Origin of the sequence: Aliidiomarina sanyensis, assembly GCF_003987175.1 — a bacterium.
Classification (GTDB): Bacteria; Pseudomonadota; Gammaproteobacteria; order Enterobacterales; family Alteromonadaceae; genus Aliidiomarina; species Aliidiomarina sanyensis.
In genome coordinates this window covers 36,116-55,823 of record NZ_PIPM01000004.1, presented here as the reverse complement: position 1 = coordinate 55,823, position 19,708 = coordinate 36,116, and the positions used below count along the sequence as shown (strand labels likewise).

17 protein-coding genes are annotated in these 19,708 nt (G+C 51.4%); 12 read left to right on the top strand and 5 right to left on the bottom strand.

The genetic code is table 11. The features are described from left to right. Positions 1–2: 2 nt before the first annotated feature. The 3 genes from CWE11_RS05495 to trhO all read left to right on the top strand — a co-directional run bounded on the left by CWE11_RS05495 (position 3) and on the right by trhO (position 3,151). Complete coding sequence (locus CWE11_RS05495) at positions 3–866, top strand: phosphotransferase (protein ID WP_126776604.1); 864 nt, start codon at positions 3–5, stop codon at positions 864–866. Then, positions 814–2,148, top strand: a complete 1,335-nt coding sequence (locus tag CWE11_RS05490; RefSeq protein WP_126776603.1) for an MFS transporter — start codon at positions 814–816, stop codon at positions 2,146–2,148. Before CWE11_RS05495 ends, CWE11_RS05490 begins: the two co-directional genes overlap by 53 nt. Positions 2,149–2,230: 82 nt before the next feature. After that, the gene (trhO, locus tag CWE11_RS05485) at positions 2,231–3,151 is read left to right on the top strand and encodes an oxygen-dependent tRNA uridine(34) hydroxylase TrhO (protein WP_126776602.1); all 921 of its coding nucleotides are present in this window, start codon (positions 2,231–2,233) and stop codon (positions 3,149–3,151) included. A gap of 65 nt (positions 3,152–3,216) precedes the next feature. Here the strand turns inward: trhO and CWE11_RS05480 are convergent, their stop codons facing one another. Both CWE11_RS05480 and pheA read right to left on the bottom strand, forming a co-directional pair. Beyond that, a complete protein-coding gene (locus tag CWE11_RS05480; protein ID WP_126776601.1) occupies positions 3,217–5,007 on the bottom strand; it encodes an ExeM/NucH family extracellular endonuclease in 1,791 nt (596 codons plus the stop codon). Positions 5,008–5,027: 20 nt separating this feature from the next. Further along, positions 5,028–6,191 (bottom strand): prephenate dehydratase, encoded by a 1,164-nt coding sequence (gene pheA / locus CWE11_RS05475; RefSeq protein WP_126776600.1) that lies wholly within the window; start codon positions 6,189–6,191, stop codon positions 5,028–5,030. A gap of 178 nt (positions 6,192–6,369) precedes the next feature. Between pheA and CWE11_RS05470 the strand changes: the two genes are divergently transcribed. The 4 genes from CWE11_RS05470 (at position 6,370) to CWE11_RS05455 (ending at position 9,782) form a co-directional block, all read left to right on the top strand. Further along, the gene (locus CWE11_RS05470) at positions 6,370–6,990 is read left to right on the top strand and encodes a hypothetical protein (RefSeq protein WP_126776599.1); all 621 of its coding nucleotides are present in this window, start codon (positions 6,370–6,372) and stop codon (positions 6,988–6,990) included. Between the two features lie 169 nt (positions 6,991–7,159). After that, on the top strand, positions 7,160–7,792 hold the full coding sequence (gene udk / locus CWE11_RS05465) for a uridine kinase (RefSeq protein ID WP_126776598.1): 633 nt from the start codon (positions 7,160–7,162) through the stop codon (positions 7,790–7,792). Positions 7,793–7,815: 23 nt separating this feature from the next. Then, positions 7,816–9,027, top strand: coding sequence for a NupC/NupG family nucleoside CNT transporter (locus CWE11_RS05460; RefSeq protein ID WP_126776597.1), 1,212 nt, complete (start codon positions 7,816–7,818; stop codon positions 9,025–9,027). Positions 9,028–9,110: 83 nt separating this feature from the next. Next, positions 9,111–9,782: an MlaC/ttg2D family ABC transporter substrate-binding protein gene (locus tag CWE11_RS05455; protein WP_126776596.1), complete on the top strand. Its 672-nt coding sequence runs from the start codon at positions 9,111–9,113 to the stop codon at positions 9,780–9,782. 96 nt (positions 9,783–9,878) lie between these two features. Here the strand turns inward: CWE11_RS05455 and CWE11_RS05450 are convergent, their stop codons facing one another. Beyond that, a complete protein-coding gene (locus tag CWE11_RS05450) occupies positions 9,879–10,934 on the bottom strand; it encodes a hypothetical protein (RefSeq protein ID WP_126776595.1) in 1,056 nt (351 codons plus the stop codon). Positions 10,935–11,114: 180 nt separating this feature from the next. On the opposite strand from CWE11_RS05450, the gene gorA reads away from it, so the two are divergent. Then, the gene (gene gorA, locus CWE11_RS05445) at positions 11,115–12,470 is read left to right on the top strand and encodes a glutathione-disulfide reductase (protein ID WP_126776594.1); all 1,356 of its coding nucleotides are present in this window, start codon (positions 11,115–11,117) and stop codon (positions 12,468–12,470) included. Positions 12,471–12,499: 29 nt separating this feature from the next. Beyond that, positions 12,500–13,156 carry a chloramphenicol acetyltransferase gene (locus CWE11_RS05440; protein WP_126776593.1) on the top strand — a complete coding sequence of 219 codons (657 nt, stop codon included), beginning with the start codon at positions 12,500–12,502 and terminating at the stop codon, positions 13,154–13,156. A 42-nt stretch (positions 13,157–13,198) separates the two neighbouring features. Here the strand turns inward: CWE11_RS05440 and CWE11_RS05435 are convergent, their stop codons facing one another. Continuing rightward, entirely contained in the window at positions 13,199–13,933 is a 735-nt protein-coding gene (locus tag CWE11_RS05435) for a YebC/PmpR family DNA-binding transcriptional regulator (RefSeq protein WP_126776592.1), read from the bottom strand. 210 nt (positions 13,934–14,143) lie between these two features. Between CWE11_RS05435 and CWE11_RS05430 the strand changes: the two genes are divergently transcribed. From CWE11_RS05430 to CWE11_RS05420, 3 genes are all read left to right on the top strand, one after another. After that, entirely contained in the window at positions 14,144–14,491 is a 348-nt protein-coding gene (locus tag CWE11_RS05430; protein WP_126776591.1) for a YkgJ family cysteine cluster protein, read from the top strand. Positions 14,492–14,685: 194 nt separating this feature from the next. Then, positions 14,686–16,833: a tetratricopeptide repeat-containing diguanylate cyclase gene (locus tag CWE11_RS05425; protein ID WP_157981294.1), complete on the top strand. Its 2,148-nt coding sequence runs from the start codon at positions 14,686–14,688 to the stop codon at positions 16,831–16,833. A 92-nt stretch (positions 16,834–16,925) separates the two neighbouring features. Continuing rightward, a complete protein-coding gene (locus CWE11_RS05420) occupies positions 16,926–18,350 on the top strand; it encodes an amidohydrolase family protein (protein WP_126776589.1) in 1,425 nt (474 codons plus the stop codon). On the opposite strand, the gene CWE11_RS05415 is transcribed toward CWE11_RS05420, so the two are convergent. Next, positions 18,347–19,687 carry a mechanosensitive ion channel family protein gene (locus tag CWE11_RS05415; protein WP_126776588.1) on the bottom strand — a complete coding sequence of 447 codons (1,341 nt, stop codon included), beginning with the start codon at positions 19,685–19,687 and terminating at the stop codon, positions 18,347–18,349. The genes CWE11_RS05420 and CWE11_RS05415 overlap by 4 nt on opposite strands. Positions 19,688–19,708 lie beyond the last annotated feature (21 nt).

Genomic DNA, 19,708 nt, shown 5'->3' with positions numbered 1-19,708 from the left:
GTATGCAATTCCCCACTGGATGCTTAGCTCATTTACCCGAGCATGGCACGTGGAAAACAACGTCTGTGGGGCGTGATCTTGCGAACGCAACATGGTGCATTGATAACGGTGCCCAGACCTACTTTGTAAAGCGGTACGGCCACGATGAAATGTTCGGTCGTGCGCCGGGAGAAACTGTCCGCTTGGATCGTGAGTTGGCAACGCTCAGTCTCGCGCCTCAGGTTGTTTGGTCAAGTGTAGCGGATGGTATCTGTGTCTTTGAGTGGATGAATGCAGCGACCATTGCCGATGAATTTGATCCCCATCGACGTGCCCAACTTCTGGGCCAAACACTGGCTACCATACATCAAGCTGAGCCTTCAGGGCCGCGCTGGTCTTTGCGTGCCCGTGTACAACACTATTGTGATGCGCTAACCAAGCTCCATCCACGTCGCGGTCGCGAGGCGCAAAGTGATTGCGATAGCTACGCAGATCTCTTTCGTCGCTGGGACGAAGAACCGCACGTGTTTTGCCATCATGATCTAAATGCCGAGCATGTTTTTCTGGGAAACGAGCCCCGAGTGATTGATTGGGAATATGCAGGCTATGGACATCCTGGTTTTGACTTGGCGTCGACCATTGTCGTCAATGATTTGTATGATGACGAAATCAGTGAATTGCTGGCTAGTTATCAAGAGCATAGCGGTCGCTCTATTGACCGTGAAAGCGTGCGGGATTGGTTGCGACTGGTTGCCCTCGTGAACCGTATTTGGTTTCATCTGCAAGAGGCAATCGCTGAACATGAAGCGTTGAAACAAGCGGAGGAGGGAGAGGATGCCCAAGCACACGCAAGAACTTCCCGAGAAACTCTATCAGTATCTCGCTGAAGATGAAGACGCGCGGGTTTGTAAGGATATTCCCGATGAAGCCTGCAACGAACAACCGAAAGCTTTTTTACTGCATTTATGGGCACTGACGCTCACCAAGTTAGGTGACTCCCTCGTCAGCGCTCGACTGGTATTGCCGTGGATGCTCTCAGCAACCGGGGCACCAGCCTTTTTTATTAGTCTTCTGGTTCCTTTGCGCGAGTCGCTCTCACTCTTGCCGCAGCTTTTTATCGCACAACGCATGCGCGAGCGACCTGTTCGGAAGTGGTTTTGGGTTTGGGGCTCAATAGGCCAAGCTCTCGCCTTATTGGCGATGGTGAGTGGATTGTTCTTTATCCACGACGAGGGATGGTTCACGCCACTCACATTTGGGTGGTGGGTCATCGTGTGGCTGATTGTATTTAGTCTTTCGCGGGGTATTTGTTCCGTGGCGTTGAAAGACGTCACAGGAAAAACCATCTCCAAGTCTCGCCGCGGGCGGCTGACCGGCCTGGCAGCCACTTCTGCAGGATTTATGACGCTAGCAACGGCGCTTCTGATTATTTTCGCACCGCAAGTCGATGGAACAACGGGAATGTTCGTATTCCTTCTCGGCGGCGCAGCCTTACTTTGGCTTGCGGCGGCTTGGACCTTTGCTGCTGTTCCAGAAGTTCCGGGCGCCACTTCCGGAGGAGGTAATGCTATTACGGAAGCTGTGAAGTCGATGCGATTGTTGTGGACGGATCGGGATTTTGGCTTTTTTGTCGGTGTGCGGGCCTTGTTGGTTTCCTCGGCGTTCTCGATTCCCTATATCGTGGTCTTGATTCAACAGCAGAGCGATGGGGCCTTCACCGGACTGGGGAGCTTGATGCTGGCGAGTGGCGCCGCGGGCATGTTGGCCGGGCGGTTTTGGGGGCGTTGGTCTGATACGGCGAGCCATCACGTGATGGCCGCAGCCGCGTTTATGGCGTCTGGAGTCATGGCCATTACGCTAATCATCGCGATGATCGAGGATGCATTGCTTGGATTGATTGGGGTCGGGGGGGCGCTGATTTTCTTGGCCGCAGTGGCGCATCAAGGGGCGCGGATTGGACGAAAAACCTACTTGGTTGATATGGCAACTCAAGAAAATCGCGCACAACTCACAGCGGTCAGCAATACAGTGATTGGTGCATTGCTCCTTCTCGGTATGTTACTCGGAATTCTCGATCAATGGCTTGGCACCCATGCTGTGCTGACACTCCTCACCGTCGTGGGAGTGGTTGCAGGGACTCTCGCTCTGCGGTTGCGTGCGGTGGAGTGACGAACCGCCCTTCATTGGGTATAATCGCGCCCGTTCTGGCACTGGACTTACGATTCAGCCAGCTAAGAGAAGGGTTTTAACCATGCAGTATATTTGTGCCGCGCTCTACAAGTTCGTGGAGCTTAACGACTTTGAAGCAATTCGCCAGCCACTCTATGACGTGATGGCGGCCCACCAAGTGAAAGGAACACTCCTACTCGCGCGAGAAGGGATCAATGGAACTATTTGCGGAACTCGGGATGGCATTGACGCCGTCCTCGGTTGGCTGCGTAACGATCCGCGTTTGTCTGATCTCGAACACAAAGAATCACTGAGTGAATCTCAAGCGTTTTATCGCACCAAAGTGAAGTTGAAAAAAGAGATCGTCACCATGGGCATCGATTGGGTCGACCCCAAAAATGTGGTGGGGACCTACGTAAAGCCAAAAGATTGGAATGCACTCATTACCAATCCCGATGTGTTAGTGATTGATACGCGCAACGACTACGAATACGCGGTCGGTACCTTTGCGGGTGCCGTGAATCCGAAGACGGAAAGCTTTCGCGATTTCCCCGAATATGTACAACAGCATTTAGATAAAACTAAACACAAGAAAGTCGCGATGTTCTGTACCGGTGGAATCCGCTGCGAAAAATCCACCGCGTATCTCAAGGAGCTCGGCTTTGATGAGGTATATCACCTGCAAGGTGGTATTCTGAAGTATCTGGAAGAGGTCCCAGCGGAAGAGAGTACCTGGGAAGGTGAGTGTTTTGTGTTTGATCAACGGGTCACTGTGAAGCACGGCCTTGAGCAAGGTTCTTATGATCAGTGCTACGCGTGCCGGATGCCCATTACGGACGAAGAAAAAGCGTCAGTGCATTATGAAAAGGGGGTGAGTTGCCCTCATTGTTATGACAAAACGACCCCTGACCAAAAACAGCGTTTTGCTGAGCGAGAAAAGCAAATTCAACTTGCAAAACAGCGGGGCGAAAAGCATATCCGCGACGGTCGGATTGAAGGTTAACGGTCGGACTGACAGAAAGACAGCAAGCCCGGCGATAATGCCGGGCTTTTTTTGTGCGCCGGTGTTTAGTTCAAACCCCGCGAATCGATCATCAAGATAATTGGATCGTGATCGGAGGCCCGATAAGGTGCGGGAGAATACCAATCCCGTTGCTGTTGTGGAGTTTTCTGGCCGATCGGATACTCAAACGCAATGGGCTCGTCTGCGTTTACATGCCAATGCGTAAAGCCAGTCACTGCGTTCAATACACTGTGGTGGACGAGCGCGTGATCAAGACTCCCTTTCTCTCCGCGGAATACGTATGAATAGCCGTCTGGGGCCAAGGTGGTCGCCAAATTGGGGAAGCCCCCTTCGGCCAAAACACGCAGCGGATCTTCTTGTGCGTACGCATTAAAGTCTCCCAGCAGCACGTAGTTCTGATGACGAATATTCAGTGGGTTGCTTGCCAACCAATTCATCAGTTCAATCGCGGCGCCGGTGCGTAAGAGGTTCCAACAGGCTTGTCCATCCCCTTGATTGGCGTTGGGATCGTCTCGTTCGCGGGGACAACCGCCTTTTGATTTGAAGTGATTGGCAACCACGGCGATCGATTTACCCGAGGAGTTGATGCGGAAGTTTTGCGCGAGGGGCGGACGACTTCCCCATGAAAAAGCTCCCCGTGTTGTCCAAGCGGGGTCACCGAGAGGCGTCACCCGATCGCTTCGATAAATAATTGCTTGGGTGATCGCATCGGTCCCAATTTGTGTCGCATCGGCGCGGATAAAGTCATAGCTGCCTTCCGTGGTGAGGCTATTGAGCCCGCGGGTTAAGTCCGCAAGGGCACTGCGCTCATCGAATCCATCGTTCTCCATTTCCATCAGAGCATAAATGTCGGCATCGAGCGCTATGATCGTGTTGATTGTACGGATTCGCTGACGTTCAAATTCTTCTGGCGTGGCTGCACCCCGTGGCGTGGGGAAACCGCCTCCTTGGCCGTCTCCATTAAAGTAGTTCAGGACGTTAAATGCCACGATACTTACATCCCCACCACTCATACGTGGGGGAGCCGGACGCCGATTTGTGACCTGAAACTCGGGTTCACGAACCGGATGAAAGTGATAGTTTTGCCCCTGAACCATGAAGAATCCTTCAAGGTTTTGCACCGTGTCGCCTGCCCGAACTGGGTTATCGATATGAAGTCCTGGGTACGGATAACGCACATGACGAGGGTATTCAACATCGGAGCCATCGTCGAGTACAAAGCGACGTGCCTCGTTTTGTGCGGCTAAAGCCGCCGCCTCAGCACCGGGCGCGACCACTTGTGTGGGAATCCATAATCGCTCTGAGGCCACATCTAAGGTACCGAAACGGGCCAGTTGATAATTGCCGATTACGGTCAGTGGTTCCTCAATTTGGACGCGTTGAAAGAGGATATCTTGGAACGATGTATCGGCCGTGAGCGGAAATGCGATCGAGCGGGTTTGAATTTCTGGCTGGAAACCACAAATCGCCACGGCGCGAATATCAGTGACTTTATAGTGTCCTCTGTACTCTGCAACTTCCCCCCGTACGCGCACCCTTTGTCCTACTTCAGCGTCCTGGAAAACTCGATTCTGGCGCAAAAAAACAGCACCACTCGAATCCTGCGCAAATGCGCCGGAGAGACGCTCAGCACCCATAAAATTACCTGAAATGACGGCTTCAAGGTCGACTTCTTGACCTACATAACTGCCGACTTCAGCAAGCGAGGTGGCCGCATTGCCACACGCGGCCGCTAACTCTGCGGAACGGTTAGGCTGCTCCGCGGAGCAGCCGCTCAGCAAAAGACTGACAAGCAAAATAGGCCAGCCGGCCAGAATTCGACTATTCCAATGCATGGACTTGTTCGCCTCTTATATTAATTTCCGGGAGCACGCTCCGGATGAATCACATGGGTTGCTTTGACACGTTCGTCTGCATAACAGCCAAGGACTTTGATAAAGCGTGTCATGGTTTTTAGTTCTTTCAGTGCCGCTTGCCATTGCGGGCTTTGCTCGTGGACCAGAATGTCGATATAGAACAGTTCTTCCCAAGGATTCCCTGGCATGGGGCGCGACTCAAGCTTGATGAGGTTGAGATCGTGCTGTCGTAAAATAATCAACGCATCAGCCAACGCACCGGGTTGATTATGTGTGGCCATAATCAAACTCGTGCGTGCAGGCAGTTGTTGCGGAACATGTGCACTGTGACGCTGCACTAAAATAAAGCGGGTTTGATTTTCCGGTTGATCCGCAAGGTTATTGGCTATGGCAATCAACCGGAAAAGGGCTCCGCCGCTTTGTGACCCTAATGCTGCGACGCCCGGCTCATCGCTGTTTGCGACCTTTTCCATCGCATGTGCAGATGAGGGGCACGCCACCACATTGACGCCGTCCAGGTGACTTAGATAGCGGGCACATTGGGCGATGGCTTGAGGGTGGCCATAAATAGTTTTGACCGGTACGGTCTCTTGGCCTTCCCGCACCAGTATCTGATGTTCTACAGAGAGATAAGTCTCCGCCACAATATGTAGATGGGTGTGTCGTAATAGGTCATAGACTTCATTGATCGAACCTGAAGTTGAGTTCTCAATAGGTAAAATCCCAAGCACAGAACGACCATCTTCAACTGCCTTTAATACATCCTGGAAGGTCTCGCATGAGAGCCCTTGTAACTGGCATTTACGACGACTTGCGTAGCCTTGCGCGGCAAGATGTGAATAGCTTCCCGCGGTGCCCAAATGCGCGATGGTCAACGTACCCGTGTTGTCACTGTCCTGCATCCAGGCTTGTTGCATCAATACCGAATCTTCAATGATGATATGATATAAGCGAGTCAAATAACCTGCATCGAGCCCCATTTCTGCGCCTTGATCCATGAGCTGCAAAAGTAACGCGGCCTCACGTTCGGTATCGCGCACGCCACTGGTTTGGTTGGCTTTTGCTTGCGCGACCGCAAGGGCAATATCACGGCGTTCCGCGAGACATTGCAAAATACGCGCATCAATCGCTTCAATGCGTTTTCTGAGTTCGAGTAATTCCATGGATCAAACCTTGTACATCAAATCTGGGAACAAAAAAATGCTAGGTGCTGATGGCAAACTGAGCAGACCGCACACTATCGCTTATTTTTTGACAATTTTCTATTCCTATATGATCCGTTATAGTGAACCTAGGGTGTGAGCACGATAAGAATCAATAATTAAAAAAAAGAGGCATGCTATGAAATGGAAAACAATTGCGTTGGTTGGCGCAACCGTCGGGGTGTTAACCGCCTGCGGAAACCCATCGGATCCGGCTTCGGAGGTTGTGGTCGAACAGTACCCCCCGCATGTTCAATTCTTTAATCAATTAGCTACTTTGTGTGGCCAAGCTTATGCGGGCGAACGTATTGTTGAGCGTCCAGGGCGGGATCTGCTGGAAGGCGATGAGGCGTTGATTGTGCACTTCCGTGCGTGCTCTGAGAACCGAATTTGGGCGCCATTTCATATTGAGAAGCCACAAGAAGGCGATTGGGATCGGTCACGGACGTGGATCTATACCCTGCATCCGGATCGTCTAGAGCTTTACCATGATCATCGTGAACCAAGCGGTGAGCCTGAGGAAGATAGTGGATACGGTGGGTTTACGGTTGATGCCGGCAGCCCAGACCGGCAAATGTTTATCTACACGGCGCGTCAAGGAGAGCAAGGTGAGGTGCTTGGCTGGCGAATTGAAATCGTACCGGGAGAGCGTTACACCTACGGTACCATGGCGGATGGTGATTGGACGTGGCGGTTGGATTTTGATTTAAGCCAACCGATCGCTGCGCCACCCGCACCCTGGGGTTACGAAGACGATTGATGGATAAGGCAGCCAGTGGCTGCCTTTTTTCGAGAAAAACCACCAGATAGTGTGGTTTTGACGAAGTAAGCAGCGTGTTTTACGAATTTAATATTTATAAATGGCGCCTAATTCGGGATAATGCGGACCTAATAATCTCTGTTATTTCAACGCAACGCGGGTTTTTTCAGTGAGCAAAACGACCATCATTGCTATCGCGGGGCCATCTGCCTCAGGTAAAAGTTTATTTGCATCAACCGTTTACCAAGAGCTGGTGGCCGAGCTAGGTGGCGAGCGGATCTCCGTTTTGTCCGAAGATGCTTACTACCGGGATCAAAGTCACTTGTCGCTCGATCAGCGCGTGTTGACCAACTACGACCATCCCAGTGCGTTTGAACATGAGTTACTTGCGGCTCATTTACAGCAATTGCGTGACGGCCATTCGGTCGAGATGCCACAGTACAGTTATAAAGAACATACGCGGGTGAAGGAGACCATTACGGTCACACCGGCGCGGGTAATATTGGTTGAGGGAATCTTGCTGTTGTGTGATCCTCAGCTGAGAAAGCAGTTTGATATTTCGGTCTTTATGGATACGCCACTGGATATATGTCTCCTGCGGCGGATTAATCGAGATATCGAGCGGCGTGGTCGTTCATTGAGTTCGATTACTGAGCAATATGAAAACTATGTCCGTCCGGCTTTCTTCGAGTTTATTTTTCCGTCGAAGCAGTACGCTGATCTGGTTGTGACCCGTGGTGGTCAAAACGAAATTGCGATCGATATAATTAAAACAAAGATTCGTCAGCTCCTGGCGGAGTAACGGTACGAGTTAAGGGAACCACAATGATAAGCCTGATCGGCATGGCCGTCCTCTTGGCCGTCGCTTTTGCATTTTCTACAAATCGAACCTCCATTCGCTGGCGCACGGTTGGAACCGCGTTCGCCATTCAAGCAGGTTTAGGTGCTTTTGTTCTGTACGTCCCGCTCGGACAAGACTTGCTCGGTGGAATTGCCTTTGGTGTGGCTGCCGTTATTGGCTACGCGGGCGCTGGTATCACCTTCTTATTTGGTGATCTTGGGGACTACTCCCAAGGATTTATTTTTGCCATTCACGTGCTAAGTGTCATTGTTTTCTTCTCGTCCCTGATTTCCGTTTTGTATCATATCGGCATTATGACTCGGGTCATCAACCTGATTGGTGGTGCACTGCAAAAGCTGTTAGGCACCAGTCGTCCAGAATCGATGTCGGCAGCAGCCAATATCTTTGTAGGACAGACAGAAGCCCCACTGGTAGTTCGGCCATTTATCCCCAATATGACCCGTTCGGAGCTCTTTGCCGTAATGGTGGGCGGGTTGAGCTCGATCGCGGGTTCAGTTCTGGCGGGCTACGCCGGACTCGGTATTGAGCTGCGCTATCTGATTGCTGCATGTTTTATGGCGGCACCAGGCGCCCTGTTGATGGCCAAAATTTTGGTTCCAGAAACAGAAGAGCCGAACAACAATATTAAAGAAGTCCCGAAAGAAGAGCGTCGTGCGAATGTGATTGATGCCGCTGCTTCAGGCGCATCAAGCGGTATGCAGCTTGCCCTTAATGTGGGCGCCATGCTCCTCGCATTCGTTGCATTGATTGCCTTGGTGAATGGGGTTCTTGGATACGTTGGTGGGTTCTTTGGCCGTGAAGATCTAACCATGCAGCTGATTTTTGGTTTTATCTTCCAACCGCTCGCATTCATCATGGGGATTCCCTGGGCTGAAGCGCAGCAAGCCGGAAGCTTTATTGGGCAGAAACTTGTCATTAATGAGTTCGTCGCATATTTAGACTTTGCTCAAGTGAAAGATGAAATGAGTATGCAAAGTCAGGTCATCATCACCTTTATGCTCTGCGGATTTGCAAATTTTTCGTCAATTGCGATCCTGCTTGGAGGCCTGGGTGGAATGGCACCAAGTCGGCGCAAAGACATTGCAACCATGGGTATGCGGGCTTTGTTGGCAGCAACGCTAGCGAACCTGATGAGCGCATGTATTGCTGGTTTCTTCTTCGCGCTTGCGTCGTAGCTCAAAATCGCCGTAACTAATTCTGTTTTTGTAGGTCTGACGTAAAGGCTTGTAATCTCAGCAATGGAAATGAGGACAGGTAGATGAAAGTAGTTACCTTGTGGATAAGTGCACTTGCATTGATGTTGAGCTCGCTCACCGTGAATGCGGATGAAATTGACAGCGAAAATCCATTTCGTATGCTCGAGCAAATCGCGGAACGGATGACGACGCGCATCGCTCAGGAGCGTTCGCAGATTGAGAGTAATCCACGTTACCTTCGAACCATCATGGAGGAAGAACTTCTTCCCTATTCCGATTATCAGTTTGCTGCCCGCTCGGTACTCGCGCGGAACTGGCAACGGCTGAATGAAGATCAACAGCAAGAGTTTGTTGAGGTGTTTCGTGAGTATTTGATCACAACTTATGCGCGCGTGTTTACTCAATACGATGAAACGAAACATCAACTTCGTTTTGGGCGGGGTGGTGATTATGAAGGTCAGCGTCGCGTCGTGGTGCGTGCTCAGCTGATTGAAGAGGGTGGACGCCCACCGATTCGCTTGGACTTTCATCTTCAACGGCGTAACCCAAATGCTCCTTGGATGGCTTTTGATCTTGTCGCGGAAGGTGTTTCGATGTTGAATACCCAACAAGCGGAGATGCAATCTTCACTGCGCCAGAATGGGATTGAAGGCACGATTCAATTGCTGCGTGACCGAGCGAATGTCGAAATTCGTTTAGATGAAGACTTGGACGTTTCAGACTTCACCGGTTAAGACGCGAGACAATATCTGCATAAGCCCAGTTGGTAACGTGTTTAAAAGACTCGTTGCACTGGGCTTTTTTATTGTGGCTTGCTTAGAAATAGCAGGTTAGTCGCCGAACCACATTTCAATCTCAAGCCCTATCATGTAACGCCCTCGACGCGGTTCGTCCAGTTCTCGTCGTGGCCAATGCAGCCCTGCGTAGGTTTCTAAGAACAGCCATTCCCGCAACCAACCGCGCCGATGAATTAAGCGAAAGCCATAGTCGCGCAGCGGGACGAGCTGCTTTGTTTCTCCGCGCCAAAAAAACTCGACGGCCATCGCTTTCTCTGGCTCATACACATGGTAGCTAGCAATACTGGAGCGCCAACGGTAGCCTTGAACGCGCTCAGCTCGCGTTGCATCCATACTTAACCGATTAAGCCACTCAGGATTGGGACTATGCTCAATGTCTAAGCGCTGATTGAGACCGAAGCCATCACTATCGCGCCAAAACAGGCTGCTCCGGCTGCGGATCTGTTTCGAGTCACTGATGCGGTATTGGTACAGGTAACGACCTTGAACATACAGGTCGGCGCGGAGCCCGCCACGAATTCCTGCAGATACAGAGAATCGACTGGTCTCCCCGCGTCGCGGATCGAAGCCTAAGCCAATGATCCATTCTTCATCACCGGTTTCACTCCGGATAACCGAGCTTCGCTGCTGTGAATCTTCACCGGTCACAAAATCATCAAAATCAACTCGCCCGATGATTGCTGAAAGGCGTTCTTCCGTGTTGGGCAAGGTGAATTGAGCACGTAAACTAGACCGGACTCGGAAACCATCATACTGACTCCACTCGGGACGAAGTGATATGCGACCACGGGATCCCTCCGTGTCATCAAACGAACGCTCGTCGCCAAAAAATTGATCAAACCAGCGTGCGGTTGCATCGACCGTATCCTCCACCCCATCTTGAAAGGAGTCGAGCCACTCTAAATTGACTTCCGTTGCGCGGGATTCCGTTTTCGGCTCGACGACCTCTGTTTGCTCCTTAGGCTCCTCGTCCTGCGCCATGACGAGGCAACTTCCGAACATAAGAAAGCTTGCAAGAACGAGCGCCACCACACGTGCGTAGCGTTCGAAAGGCGAGTAAATCCGTGTTGGCAAGGCAATCCGGTGCATAAGTCATCGTTCGATAGGTCCGTTACATCAGCTTGCAACAAAGGTCATAAAAGGTCTAGATAAACCCAATCTAATTTTGTGTAAACGCATGGTAGGGACGAGCGTGATATACTTCCGCCTCGGAGTATTAAGGCGCGCGTTACCCGCGATGCACGAACGAAAGATGGAGAAGCAGTATCTATGAGCAGACATTACGATTACCTGAGCATTGGCGCCGGAAGTGGTGGAATTGCATCGGCTAACCGAGCCGCCATCCGGGGCGCAAAGGCCGCCGTGATTGAGGCAAAAGCGGTCGGCGGGACCTGCGTAAATGTCGGCTGTGTACCGAAAAAAGTGATGTGGTATGGCGCGCATATTGCCGAAGCTATTAAATACAGCGAAGCCTATGGGTTTTCACTGGATAAAAAGGGATTTGATTGGGGCACCTTAGTGCGTAATCGAGAAGCCTACATTGAACGAATTCACGGTGCATATCATCGCGGATTTCAAGGTAATGGCGTTGATTTTATTGAGGGCTTTGCCCGCTTTGTGGGTCCAAACGCAGTAGAAGTGAATGGTGAGCGTATCACCGCAGATCACATCACCATTGCGGTCGGTGGACGCCCCCAGATCCCGAACATTCCGGGTGCTGAACATGGTATCGATTCGGATGGCTTTTTCGCGCTCGAGTCACAGCCCAAGAAAGCGGTAGTGGTCGGTGCGGGCTATATTGCGGTGGAGATTGCAGGGGTGCTGCATGCGCTGGGTACCGACACCCACCTGCTGGTCCGTCAAGATCGGCCACTTAGAAACTTTGACCGAGACATTATCGATACGTTAACTGGCTTAATGGAGCGGCATGGCCCTCAGCTACACCCATTCTCTGAAGTAAAGAAAGTTGAGAAGGAATCGAACGGGCAGTTGACCATTACCACCATGAACGATGAGACGATTTCCGACGTGGATGCTTTGATTTGGGCCATTGGCCGCGAACCGGCTACCGATAAGATTGGATTGGAACATGCAGGTGTCCACACGGATGAACAGGGGTACATTCGGACCGATAAATATCAAAATACCAATGTCGAGGGGATTTATGCGGTCGGTGATATCACAGGTGAAGCACAGCTGACGCCTGTGGCCATCAAAGCGGGTCGACTCCTGGCAGAACGTTTGTTTAATTCAGATATGCCCGACGCACATATGGATTACCGCTTAATCCCCACCATTGTCTTTAGTCATCCACCGATTGGCACGCTCGGTCTCACCGAGGTTGAGGCGGTTGAAACGTATGGCGAGGAGCAGGTGAAGGTGTACAAATCAGGTTTCGCGGCCATGTATAACGCGATTACACCCTATCGCGAACTCAGTAACTTCAAACTTGTGTGCGTGGGTGAGGATGAAAAAGTCGTCGGCTTGCATGGCATTGGTGAAGGGATGGATGAAATCTTGCAAGGATTTGCTGTCGCGATCAAAATGGGAGCCACCAAAGCGGACTTTGACGCAACGGTTGCACTGCATCCTACCAGTGCGGAAGAGTTCGTGACGATGCGTTAATACGCTCAAGAGCATTGAGGTTCGCGATCATGGGTAAACCGAGCAAGGACATCATTGATATTAACCGTTGGGAGCGCAAAGAACACTTTGCGTTCTTCAGGGAGTTTGCAGAGCCCTTTTTTGGCTTGTCGGTGAATGTGGAGTGCACGGGTCTGTATCGCGACGCAAAGCAACGCCAGCAATCATTCTACCTGCGGTACTTGCATGCGATTATGGAGGTGGTGAACTCCATCGATGCACTCCGCCTGCGGATTGAGGGCGAACAGGTTGTGCGTTATCACCGAATTGATGTGAGCGCGACCGTATTGCGGTCAGATCACACATTTGGATTCTCCTATATCCCTTTCTCTGCGTCGTTTGATACATTTGTCCAGCAGGCACAGACTGAAATTCAACGTGTTCAACAGAGCCGCTCGCTCCTGCCCTCAAATGGGCAAGATAATGTGGTGCACTTTTCTGCGATTCCCTGGGTGAAGTTCACGAGTCTTTCTCATGCGCGTCCATTCAAAGGCCAGGACTCCTGTCCAAAAATCTCGGTGGGTAAGCTGTATAAGCAGGGTGAAAAGTGGTTTCTTCCGATTTCATTCCACGCTCATCATGCATTGGCCGATGGGTACCACGCGGGGCTTTTCTACCAACGGGTGGAAGCAGCGCTGAATCGCTCCGTGTATGGAGATACAGAATAAAAAAAGCGCCCTGCGGCGCTTTTTTCTGAGTCATGGGCGTAATTACGCGTCGGACTCTGGGAAAATAGCATTGTGGAACACGCGTTGGACATCATCACAATCCTCTAACATGTCCAGCAAACGGTTCATCATCGGCATGTCGTCTTCTGCGATTTCTTGCGTGGTCTGGGGCAGGAATTGGATCTCTTGCACGTCAAACTCAAGGTCGTCACCAAACGCAGCGGTCAGTGCGCTTTGTGTTTTTGCGTATTCGGTGTGCGGTGCAAACACGGTGATGATACCGTCTTCTGACTCCACGTCGGTGACGTCCACATCGGCTTCCATCAGTGCTTCGAGTACAGCATCTTCATCGTCTCCTGCGAAGCTGAAGATCGCACAGTGATCGAACATGTGCGCAACCGAACCGGGCGCACCAAGTTTGCATTTGCTCTTCGTAAAGCAGTTTCGTACTTCTCCGATGGTGCGATTTGGATTGTCGGTCAAGCACTCAACCAACACCATGCAGTTTCCTGGGCCAAACCCCTCGTACCGAGCAATTGCGTAGTCTTCGCCACCGACGCCGCTGGCTTTGTCGATGGCGTTCTGAATGACGTGTGCCGGAACTTGATCTTTGCGTGCGTTATCAATGAGTGAGCGCAACGATAAGTTCGCTGCGGGATCGGTGCCACCCTGCTTGGCGACCACATAAATCTGGCGACCATATTTGCTGTAAATTTTACTTTTTACAGCAGCTGTTTTTGCAATTGATTCTTTGCGGTTTTGATAAGCGCGACCCATAGCGACATTTCCATGTGTATTCGGTAGACCAAAAAACGAGGATAAATTCTACCTTTGCCGCACACAGATTCCTATTTTTTCTTTGAAATTTTCGGATATAATCTGCGCACTTCAACGTCACCTTCTGGTGACTGCTTGATGTTCAATGTGGTTCTTTGGGAGTTCCGTATTGGCCCGCCCGGGTCATAGTTGAGTGTTGAGTTATTATCCATGAGTTCATTTAATCCGTGTGTCACCTGTGGTGCATGCTGTGCAAGTTTTCGTGTATCTTTCTATTGGGCAGAGGGCGACGATGCACCCCAAGGATTCGTACCGCATCAATTGACCGAGCAGGTCAACTCCTTCTACCGGTGTATGCAAGGAACAAATAATTCGGCGCCGCGCTGTACTGCGTTACAAGGTGAAATTGGGGCGGCGGTCGGTTGTTCGATTTACGCGAACCGGCCGACACCCTGTCGTGAGTTTGATGCCAATGTCGATGGCAGTAATCCACGATGTGATCAAGCACGGGCACGCTGGGGATTGGGACCGCTGATTCCAGTCCAAGAGGTCGCTTAAGCAGAACGCAAGAAACAACCGGGCACGCCGCTTACAGTGACTTTAAGTGCGTGCCGAGTTGATTTTTATTTATCCTCATTTCTATACACTTGGTCGCATACTGAGGGTTTCCCCCTTGTTGTCAGACCAGATCCACGTTAGCTTCCATGCTCCCTAATTTGCCGCTGCCCAGGACGATGCATCCAAGGAGCCGAATGCGTCACCTTCATAACCCTCACCCGAGAGCTTCACAAGGAACACAGAAACGTCCTTGCGGTTTGCTATGGCGGAGCATATGGCTAGCGCTTGTCCTACTCGTAGTCGATTTTGCTATCACCCATGCGCATGCGGCGAGAACGGATTCCGAGGGTTCTGCTTTACGCATCCACTACGACCCTGAGCTTGAAACCGTGTTAGATGCGATGCTTGGTACTGGAATGTACCCGGTCGATCGAGAGCGTTTTGCTCAATTTCTAGCAGACACAGACGTATACATGCCGATCGGAACATTTGTACGTGCATGGACCTACCGGGTTCTTGAACTCGTTCATGCGGAGCGAGATTATTCTGAAGCGCTCGCGCTCAGTCAGGAATTAATCTCGAAAGCGAAGGCAGTGGGGTTTGCCGACGCCATCGCAGAGGCCTATGGCGGAAAAATCGAGGCGCTCCAAGCCGCTGGAAAACGCGACCGCGCCGTGGCGGCGATTGTTCTTTTGCAACCCTATTTAGAGGCAACCTCAGAGCAACGCGTGCAATTTTTCGTGCACAACACAGCGGGTCGTGTACTGCAAGAGAGCCAACAATTTGAAGAGGCCCTGGAACACTATTTAAGTGCACAACAAGCCATTTCACTGGGTGCAGGGTTACAGACGGTGCGGCGTCGGCAATTCTTAAATCTGCATATTGCACGACTGCAAGCAGAACTGGAGCACTATGAGCCTGCGTTCGAATTGGTCGAAAGTACGATAGCGGAGGCAATGCGTGAAGGGGTTCATCACCGCCTGCCGGAGCTTTACTTGCTTAAAGGATATGTGCAAGGAAGTCTCAATCCCGATGATCCGCGTCAGAGTATCGCAACATACGAAAAATCGCTGTATTGGGCGATTGAGAACAATGATGTGCACCGCCAGGTTGTGGCACGAAACAACATTGGTTCCGTTTTAATCTCTCTCGGTGATTACCGGTCTGCAGCGACAGTTTTGCTCGAAGCACGCACAATTGCTGTATCCGAAGGGATGATCCGAGAACTGCAGTTTGTTGATTTTAATCTGGCCAATATCGACGTCCGCAACGGGGATTATGAGGCAGGAATCGAGCGAATGTTGGCGATTGTCGATTACATGCGAAGCGCTAATATGCAGCGGGATTATGCTGAAATGCTCTCGTATCTTGCCGATGCGTACAGTCTGGCGGACCGTCAAAAAGAGCGTGCCGATGTGCTTGAGGAACTACTTCATCTTCGGCAACGAATTTTTCGCAGTGAGCGGGATCAGATGTTGTCGGAACTCCAAGCGCGCTTTGAAGCGCAGGAAAGCGCCCAACAAATTGCTTTTTTGCAGCAGCAGAATCAACTCCAAGATCAAGAAATTGCCAACGCCAGCTTGCAGCGTCGAATCACCTTTTTGTTTGCATTGAGTGTTATTCTTGCCTGCATGATGCTGTTTTTTGCCTATCGTGCTGCCCGGCGAGCGAATAAGCGGTTGAATCGGACCAATCAAGATTTGCATGAACAAACATTGCGAGACCCGTTGACCGGTCTTCTAAACCGGCGCGCGATGCGCGTAATTTTGGATCAGCGAACGGGGTCCAATGGCAAGCCTACTCGGGACTCAGCGATGGTGCTGCTTGATATCGATTACTTTAAGCAGATCAATGATACCCTCGGACATGAAGCGGGTGATCAAGTACTAATTGCCATTGCGAATCGCCTGCGCGGTGCAAGTCAGCATGATGAACAGATTATCCGCTGGGGCGGAGAAGAGTTTCTTATCTATATCCCAGACGCTCGGCACCTCGACCTTGCCTGGTACGTGCAAAAGCTCTTGAGCTTACTTGCTACCCGCCCCGTGGTGTATCACGATCAGGATATTGTCGTTTCAACTACGATTGGCGCAGTTCGACTTCCGCTTCCCGGCGCTGAAGGCACACTCACCGAGACGCAACAGCTCGAAGATGCGTTGCGTATGACGGATGCCATGCTTTACCTCGGGAAGTTGCACGGCCGGAATCAGGCCCGTGTCCTCCAACAATTCTCACGTCCGTATCCAGAAGTCCGTGAAGCAATCTTGGCCGATCTCGAGCACGCCCTAAATGCTGATCAGATCAGTCTCGACATATTGTACGGCCCGCCCGTTAAGCGCTAAAAATACACGTTCGAGCGACTTTTGCCGGCCTGTGCTTGCGTCATCCGTGGTTTCACTCCATGCTGAAATTGATTTAACTTGGAGACCGCCACATGCCTAAGTTCTCAGTTTTCGCACTCATCATGATCTTCGGGCTTAGCCCTATCTTTCCGGCATCCGCGGAGCGACTCGCTCTGGTCGGTGGTCGTTTGTTAGACGGTTATGTTGGTGAACCGCTCCTACGCAGCGTAATCCTGATAGAGGATGGCATCATTCAACAAATTGGCACGGTCGACTCGTTGAGCGTCCCTGAGGGATACCGCACGGTCCCCATGTGGGGGCATGATGTGCTGCCCGGTCTGTGGGAAAGTCATGCGCATCTCCAGTTGGTTGGGCATTCTGATTATGTGCACTGGCAGTCGGCCTATGCCGATCGCTTCGAGTCTGAAATCATGCCGGCGGCCGCAATGCAGCTTCTCCTTGCTGGTGTGACGAGTGCACGGGATTTGGGCGCACCGCTTGAAGCATCCATTCACATCAAACGCGCCATTCAAGCAGGTGAGGTTGCGGGCCCTCATTTGTACACCTCGGGTCCCTTTTTACAACATGACGTTGATGATTGGCAGGCCGCCTATCGTTGGGCAGTGCGCTCCGTTGAGGAAGCGCATGAGAAAGTTGACCGTCTTCACGCGGCCGGAATGGACATTATCAAATTGATTGAACATGACGAGATGGAATTCGCGGTCGCGAAGGCCATTGTGGAACGGGCTCACGCCCATGGCATGGTCGTCGTGGCTCATGCCCACCGGCCCAATGAGATACGCGTCGGGCTTGAACTCGGTGTCGATAACTTTGAGCATACGGGTCTTACGACTGCTCCAGGATATCCTGCCGACGTTTTAGAGGCATTGAAAGAGCGCACGGCCACCGGGATATTTTCGGGGCTTCTGTTTTGGACCCCCACGGTAGAAGTGCTGTGGAATTACGAAAATGTGGTACGGAATCCAACGGTACTGGATGATCCTTGTTGGCACTTTGGCTTAGCGGACGACACGGTGGCTGATATTCGCGCGTCTCTCGCGCACCCGGGACAGCTCAGCTACACCCAGCTGATGCCGCTGCGGCGCGTCACGTTAAAAAATAAGCTTGCACAGCTCAAGGAATCCGGTGTGACTTTGTTGGTGGGCACGGACTCAGGTATCCCGATGAAATTTCATTGCAGCGCTACGTGGAATGAGATGGCGTTTTGGGTTGATGAAATGGACTGGGACCCATACGAAACCATTCGTGCTGCGACCTATTGGCCCGCCGTCATGATGGGCGTAAGTGACCGCTTTGGAACCGTGAGTGAGGGAAAAGTTGCCGACATCATTGCGGTGCGTGGCGATGTCTTGCGTTACATCAACTTGCTTCAGCGTGTTGATTTTGTCATGAAAGAGGGGGTCATTTACAAAGAAAATGGTCAGGCGAATCCAGCCGCATTTCCGGATTCAGCCCAACCATTTTTTGCCGATGAGGCGCGTCGTCGTGCCAACTAGTCGTCTTTCTTGGCGGAACCAGCATTCAGTTTACTCAGCGTTGTAAGCATCTCATCAGACATCGATTGAAGATGAAGATCGCGCTGCGGGAACGGAATGGTAATGTTGTGCTCTTTGAATGCACGCCAGATGGCAAGACGAATGGGCGAGCGTACATTTTCGAAGCCGTTCTCGGGGTCTGCAATCCATACACGCAGTTGAATGGTAATGCCATTGTCGCCAAAATCGGTAACCCAAGCTTGTGGTTCGGGACTTGAAAGAACCCGTGGAGATGCATCCGCGCATCCTTTGACGATCTTCACGGCTTCATCGAGATTAGTGCTATAGCTGACATCGACAGGGATCCGTAAACGGACAATCCGATCCGCGTAACTCCAATTAATGACTTCTGAAGTGATCAAATTTTCATTCGGAATGAGCGTATCCACGCCATCTCGGTCATGAAGGACGATGTAGCGAGACTTCAGCTCCTGCACGCGACCGACGGTTTCACCGACCGAAATGACGTCTCCGGGTTTCACTGAACGGTCCAAAATCAGAATAAAACCACTGATAAAGTTCGCCGCAATCCGCTGCAAACCAAAACCTAAACCAACCCCGAGTGCACCACCAAAGACAGCAAGAGTCGATAAATCAAAGCCCACGCTGCCAAGCACGATAAGAATCGCAATGGTGATTAAGCCGAACTTAATGAACTTCACCAGCCCAACACGGGTTGTTGGCGTAATGACGTTGGAGGTGGATAAACGCTTCTCTATAAAGTGCGTCACCCAACCGCTCAACGTCAGTGCGACGACAATCAGCACGGCGATTTGCAAGCCCGAGAGCAAAGACAGTCGGAAGTTGCCGATATTGGCACCAATCGAATCGAGGGCAGCCAGGGTGTCGGGCAGTAACCCAACCAAGTGCAGTCCCAAAATAAGCCAGATAACACCCGCAATTATATTTTCCGATGCTTTTAACAGCGGGCCGCCTCGGATCCCTTTACGCAAGAAATAGACAATCAGCCGGACCGCGGCAAAGGACAGCAGGAGAGGGAGGAGCACATTCAACGCTGCGGAATTCATATCGAAGGCGTTGAGCACTAAAAGTCCCAAGCCAACAATCACGAGCATACTGATAGGCCAGAGCAATCGATCTGCGGACCGAATCGCAATCCGACGGATACCAGAACTTGCTTCGCCCCGCTGCCCCAGCGTCTTGGTCAGTAAACGACGAGTGGTTAGAGCACTGGCTAAGGCAAGCACAATGACAATGGCCTGCGGTATGTTCTCGGTGGTCAAGATCGCGCTTTCAAGAAATTGCCAAATGGATTGTTCAATTTCATGTGATTCCATTTATGCAGGGCTCCCTCTGAA